A 6000-nucleotide genomic window follows, 5' to 3' on the forward strand; every position below is an offset into this window, starting at 1 on the left:
TGTGGTCACCCGCACAGATTTGATTCCGGCGCTGGCGCGTCAGACCCTGGACCCGGATGCGACAGGCGCGGCGCAGGGTTGAAACCGCCTCTTCCGCCCGCGCAGGGCACCGAAAAGGGAAAGACGGAAGGAAGACAAAAGCAAGACGAATGCAAGACAGTATCTGCTTAGCGCCCGCCTAATCACCGGCGAAACAGATGATGATTTTCCCTATCCTGCATCTCATCTACATCCTTGCCCTGTGATCCCCGAACCGGAAGGACAGCCCATGGCGGCCGAGACCATCGACACTCTGATCATCGGCGGCGGCCAGGCCGGGATCGCGATGAGCGAGCATCTGTCGCGCCAGGGCATCGGGCATCTGGTGCTGGAACGCGACCGGATCGCCGAACGCTGGCGGACCTGCCGCTGGGACAGTCTGGTGGCGAATGGCCCGGCCTGGCATGACCGCTTTCCCAACATGTCCTTCGAAGGTGTCGATCCCTTTGCCTTCGCGACCAAGGATCGGATCGTCGCCTATTTCGAGGAATATGCCCGGCGTATCGAAGCGCCGATCCGCTGCGGGGTGACTGTGACCGCCCTGACCCAGTGCCCGGGCGGCGGGTTCCGCGCCGAAACCTCGGCCGGCCCGGTCGAGGCCGCGCGGGTCGTGCTGGCCACCGGCCCGTTCCAGCGCCCGCTGATCCCGGCGCTGATCCCCGACAGCGCCGGCCTGTTCCAGACCCATTCCGCCGGCTACCGCAACCCGGGCCAATTGCCCGAAGGCGCGGTGCTGGTGGTGGGCGCCGGCGCCTCGGGCGTGCAGATCGCCGATGAGCTGTTGCGCGCCGGCCGCCGGGTCTTCCTGTCGGTCGGCCCGCATGACCGCCCGCCGATCCGCTACCGCGGCCGCGATTTCGTCTGGTGGCTGGGCGTCCTGGGCAAATGGGATGCGCCCACGCGGGAGCCGGGGATGGAACATGTGACCATCGCGGTTTCGGGCGCGCATGGCGGCCATACCGTCGATTTCCGCGCATTGGCGGGGCGCGGCATGACGCTTCTGGGCCGGACCGAGGCCTATGCCGAGGGCCGCCTGCGGATTGCCGGCGATCTGGCCAGGAACCTGGCCGCGGGCGATGCGAATTACCTGTCGGTTCTGGACGAGGCCGATGCCTATCTGGCCGCCCAGGGCATAGAATTGCCCGAGGAACCCCAGGCCCGGATCATCCCGCCCGATCCGGCCTGCGTGACCGATCCGATCCTGTCGCTGGATCTGGCGGCCGAGGGGATCTCGGCCGTGGTCTGGGCCACGGGCTATGGGCTGGATTACGGCTGGGTGCAGATCCCGGCGGCCTTCGACGCCCAGGGCCGCCCGGCGCATGATCGCGGCATCAGCCCGGTCGAGGGCCTGTATTTCCTTGGCCTGCCTTGGCTGACCCGCCGCGCCTCGCCCTTCATCTGGGGCGCCTGGCACGATGCGGCGCATCTGGCGGCGGCGATCGCCGCACCGCAGACCGCCGCCACGGCGGCGCGCTGAACCAGGGTTCCGCCAGGCCCGCAGCCCTGCTAGACCGAAGGCTGCAGCGGGGTCGAGGACCGAGATGAAGCTTTCCGATACCGCGCGCGGCGCGCTGCTGATGAATGCCGCAATGGCCGTGTTCACCCTGAACGACACGGTGATGAAGGCGGTGATGCAAAGCGTGCCGATGTTTCAGGCCATGTTCCTGCGCGGCATCCTGGCCACGGCGCTGCTTTTGCTGCTGGCTTGGCATATGGGGGCGCTGTCGGTCCGGCTGTCGCCGCGCGACCGCCGCTTCGTGGCCCTGCGCGCGCTGTTCGAGGTTCTGTCGACCCTGACCTTCTTCGCCGCCCTGCGCCACATGCCGCTGGCGAACCTGTCGGCGATCATGCAGGCGCTGCCGCTGGTCGTCACCCTGGCCGCGGTGCTTCTGCTGGGCGAGAAGGTGGGCTGGCGGCGCGGGCTGGCCATCGGCGTCGGGCTGATGGGGGTGCTGATCATCATCCGCCCGGGGCCCGAGGGCTTTTCGATCTGGTCGGCCATGGGGCTTCTGGCGGTGCTGAGCGTGATGGGCCGCGACCTGTCGACCCGGCAGATGAGCCGCGCGGTGCCCTCGGTTCTGGTGGCCGCCAGTGCCTCGGGCGTGGTGCTGCTGACCGGGGCGGCCGGCATGGCGGTGCAGGGCTGGGCGCCGGTCACCGCGCGCGAGGCGGGGCTTCTGGTTCTGGCCGCGGGGCTTCTGGTGCTGGGGTACCTGACCATCGTGGGCGCCATGCGTCAGGGCGAGATCGGCGCCATCGCGCCGTTTCGCTATATGGCGCTGGTCTGGGCGATCCTCTTGGGCTGGCTGATCTTCGGCACGCTGCCCGATGCGCTGACGCTTTTGGGCGCGGGGATCGTCGTGGCCTCGGGCATCTATGCGCTTTTGCGCGAAACGCGTCTTCGCCGACGGGCTGCGCAGGCGTCTGGATGATTCCGCCGCGCCGTGCTAGGGCGCGGGCAGGATTGAACGGACCCATCCGATGCCCAGCCTGTCAGTCGTGATCCCTGCCCGCAACGAGGCGCAGAACCTGCCCGCCCTGATCGAGGGGATCGAGGCGGCGCTGGCGTCTTTGGCGGCGTTCGAGATCATCGTGGTCGACGATGCATCGACCGATGACAGCGTGGCGGTGGTGACCGCGCTGCAGGCCGCGCGTCCGCATCTGCGGCTGTTGCGCCATGACCGGGCCGGCGGGCAATCGGCCGGGGTGCAATCGGGCGTCCGCGCCGCGCGCGCGCCGATCTGTCTGACGCTGGATGGCGACGGCCAGAACCCGCCCGAGGAATTGCCGAAACTGGCCGCGCCCCTGCTGGCGCCCGGATCGCAGGCCATTGGCTTGGTCGCGGGGCAGCGGGTCGGTCGGCAGGACACGCTTGCGAAAAAATGGGCCTCGCGCTTTGCCAATGGGCTGCGGTCGCGCCTGCTGAAGGACGGCACGCGCGACACGGGCTGCGGGCTGAAGGGCTTTCGCCGTGACGCCTTTCTGGCGCTGCCCTATTTCGACCATATGCATCGCTACCTGCCGGCGCTGTTCGCGCGGGACGGCTGGCAGGTGGTGCATGTCGATGTCAGCCACCGCCCGCGCGGGGCGGGGCGGTCGAATTATTCCAACCTGCAGCGCGGTCTGGTCGGGATCGTGGATCTTCTGGGGGTGATGTGGCTGATCCGGCGCCGGAAGAAGGCGCGGGTCGTGGCGGGCGAGGACATGTGATGGAAGCCTGGCTGGAAGAGGTTTTCCACGTCGCAAGCCGGACCGAGCTGCTGTGGGTGCTGTTCGGCCTTGCCGCGCAGCTGATGTTCACGGCGCGCTTCCTGGTGCAATGGATCGCGTCCGAGCGGCAGAAGAAATCGGTCGTGCCGCTGGCCTTCTGGTATTTCTCGATGCTGGGCGGCGTCATGCTGCTGGCCTATGCGCTGTACCGCGCCGACCCGGTCTTCATCCTGGGCCAGGCCCTGGGCGTGGTGATCTATTCGCGCAATCTGTGGCTGATCTACAGCGAGCGGCACCGTGCGGGCTGAGGCGGCGGCGGGCTGGCTGCGGCCGGTTCTGGGCCTTGTGGCGGCGGTTGTGGCGCTGCGCTGGCTGGCGCTGGCCTTCGACGGCACCGATCTGTTCGTGGACGAGGTGCAATACTGGCTTTGGGGCCAGCATTTCGACTTCGGCTATTACTCCAAGCCGCCCCTGATCGGCTGGCTGATCGGCGCGGTCACCTGGGCCGCGGGCTCGGACGCGCCGTTCTGGGTGCGGATGCCGGGCGCGGCGCTGCATGGGGCGACGGCGGTCATTCTGGCGGCGCTGGCGGCGCGGATCTGGGGCAGGGCGGCGGCGGTCTGGACGGCGGCCTTCTACCTGTCGCTGCCGATGGCGGCCCTGGGATCGATCCTGATGTCGACCGATACGGTGATGGCACCGTGTTTCGCGCTGGCGCTGCTGTTCTGGCAGCGCTGCACCGAGGATCGGCGCGGGATCTGGGCCGGGGCGGCGGGGCTGGCGATCGGCGCCGGGTTCATGGCGAAATATGCCGCGGTCTATTTCCTTCTGGGCGCCGGGCTGGCGGCGCTGGTCTTTCCGGCGGCGCGCGTCGGCTGGCGCAATGCCGGCCTGCTGCTGGCGGGTTTCGCGCTGGTGATCCTGCCCAATATCCTGTGGAACCTGGGCCATGGCCTGGCGACCTTCAGCCATACGGCCGACAATGTCGGTTGGGTGGCCGGGGCAGGGCGCCCGGCGCCGGGCCTGGCCGGGTTGGCCGAGTTCTGGGCCAGCCAGTTCGCCGTGGCGGGGCCGGTGGTCTTTGCAGCGCTTGTCGCCGCACTGTTCCGCGCGCGGCGGATGGGCTGGCTGGTCGCTGTCGCGCTGGTGCCGCTGGCGGCGGTGTCGGTGCAAAGCCTGCTGGACCGGACCAACGCCAATTGGGCGGTGGCCGCCTATTTCGCCGGATTGCCGCTGGCGGTGGCGGTACTGGCCGGCTGGCCGCGGCTGCGGGCGGCGGGGCTGGCCGTGAATGTCCTTCTTGCCTTGGCCCTGCCGGCCCTGACCCTGATGCCGGGGCTGAGCCTGGGGGGCGACCAGCCGCTGCTGAAGCGCTATCTCGGCCGGGCCGCGCTGAGCGAAGAGTTGATCGCCCTGGCCCGGGCGCAGGGCGATGTTCCGATCTATGCCGAAGATCGCGACGTGCTGGCCGATCTGTTCTATACCGGCCGCGATGCGGGCCTGGCCTTCTATGCCCGCAATCCGGCCGGCGCCAAGCCGCGCAGCCATTACGAACAGGCCTATCCGCTGCCTGAAGGCCTGACCGGCCCGGTGCTGGCGGTGCTGGACGCCGCACCCGCCTGCCCGCCTTTGGCCGATCCGCAGCCGGTCGGGCGGACCCCCGGCGCCTATGCCAGCCGCGGCCTGACCGCCACTTTGGTTGACGGAGCCTGCCTTGCTGCCCAACGCTGAGTTGCGCCGCGCCGCCGCTCTGGCGCTGGCGCTGATCGCCACCTGCGCGGTCTTCGCGCTGTGGCCGCGGCTGGATCTGGCCGCGACCGGGGCCTTTTTCGATCCCGTGACCCGCAGCTTTCCGGTCAGCGCCGATGCACGGGCTAGCCTGTTGCGCAAGGCGATCTGGGGGGCTTCCATCGCCATGGTGCTGGGCGCGCTGGGCCTGGGCGTGGCGGCACGGCTGCGCGGCGGCTGGGCGCTGGGTCTGCCCGCGCGGGCCTGGGGCCATGTCGTGGCGCTGTATCTTCTGGGGCCGGGCCTTCTGGTCGAGACCCTGCTGAAGGGCCATTGGGGCCGCGCCCGCCCCTCGGACACCGCCGAATTCGGCGGCACGGCGCTGTATACCCCGCCCGGGCTGCCGGTCGCGCAATGCGCGAAGAACTGCTCCTTCGTCGCCGGCGAGACGGCGGGCGGGCTGGCGCTGATGCTGGCGATGCTGCTGATCCTGGCCTGGCACCGCCACCGGCTGGGCCCGGTCGCGCGGCTGGCGGTCGGCGTCCTGGCCGTGGCGATGCCGCTTGCGGCTTCGGCCCAGCGGCTGGCGGCGGGGCGGCATTTCCTGTCGGATATCCTGGCCGCGATCCTGCTGATCCTACTGGTCGAGGCACTGCTCGCGCTGCTGAGCCGGGCCTGGCCGACGGCCGGTCCGCCCCGGGCCGGGGCAGTTGACATTCCCCGCGACTCTGCCTAGAAGCCGCACACCTTGACGGGCCATCGGTCCGCCGGGGCTCACATGCTGCATGTGGTCATGATCCGGGCCGACAGCCCCGATCCTCTGGAATTCCACCGCCTCGCCCCCCTAAAGGGGCGGACGCGGATTTTCTTGCTTTGCGATGGGCGCAAGGTGGGTATCGAGAAGCGGCGCCCCGGGTGGCATGGGGCGAGTATCGAAACGAGGACCGTGAATGCCGACGATTCAACAGCTGATCCGGAAGCCCCGGGAAGCGAATGTACGCAAGTCAAAGTCGCAGCATCTGC

General features: G+C 69.5%; 6 protein-coding genes and 1 pseudogene. All 7 read left to right on the forward strand.

The annotated features are described in order from the left end of the window. The first annotated feature begins 268 nt into the window (after positions 1-268). Entirely contained in the window at positions 269-1516 is a 1248-nt protein-coding gene (locus K1Y73_RS03235) for a flavin-containing monooxygenase (protein ID WP_225026479.1), read from the forward strand. Between the two features lie 64 nt (positions 1517-1580). Continuing rightward, a complete protein-coding gene (locus K1Y73_RS03240) occupies positions 1581-2471 on the forward strand; it encodes a DMT family transporter (protein WP_225026480.1) in 891 nt (296 codons plus the stop codon). Positions 2472-2520: 49 nt separating this feature from the next. Then, a complete protein-coding gene (locus K1Y73_RS03245; protein WP_225026481.1) occupies positions 2521-3249 on the forward strand; it encodes a glycosyltransferase family 2 protein in 729 nt (242 codons plus the stop codon). Beyond that, complete coding sequence (locus K1Y73_RS03250) at positions 3249-3557, forward strand: lipid-A-disaccharide synthase N-terminal domain-containing protein (protein WP_225026482.1); 309 nt, start codon at positions 3249-3251, stop codon at positions 3555-3557. Before K1Y73_RS03245 ends, K1Y73_RS03250 begins: the two co-directional genes overlap by 1 nt. Then, positions 3547-4980 (forward strand): ArnT family glycosyltransferase, encoded by a 1434-nt coding sequence (locus K1Y73_RS03255; protein ID WP_225026483.1) that lies wholly within the window; start codon positions 3547-3549, stop codon positions 4978-4980. The genes K1Y73_RS03250 and K1Y73_RS03255 overlap by 11 nt, the downstream gene beginning before the upstream one ends. Beyond that, positions 4964-5713 (forward strand): phosphatase PAP2 family protein, encoded by a 750-nt coding sequence (locus tag K1Y73_RS03260; protein WP_225026484.1) that lies wholly within the window; start codon positions 4964-4966, stop codon positions 5711-5713. Before K1Y73_RS03255 ends, K1Y73_RS03260 begins: the two co-directional genes overlap by 17 nt. A gap of 214 nt (positions 5714-5927) precedes the next feature. Further along, positions 5928-6000, forward strand: a pseudogene (rpsL, locus tag K1Y73_RS03265) (30S ribosomal protein S12); the annotation flags it as partial.

The organism is Xinfangfangia pollutisoli (assembly GCF_020179405.1).
GTDB classification, from domain to species: Bacteria; Pseudomonadota; Alphaproteobacteria; order Rhodobacterales; family Rhodobacteraceae; genus Pseudogemmobacter; species Pseudogemmobacter pollutisoli.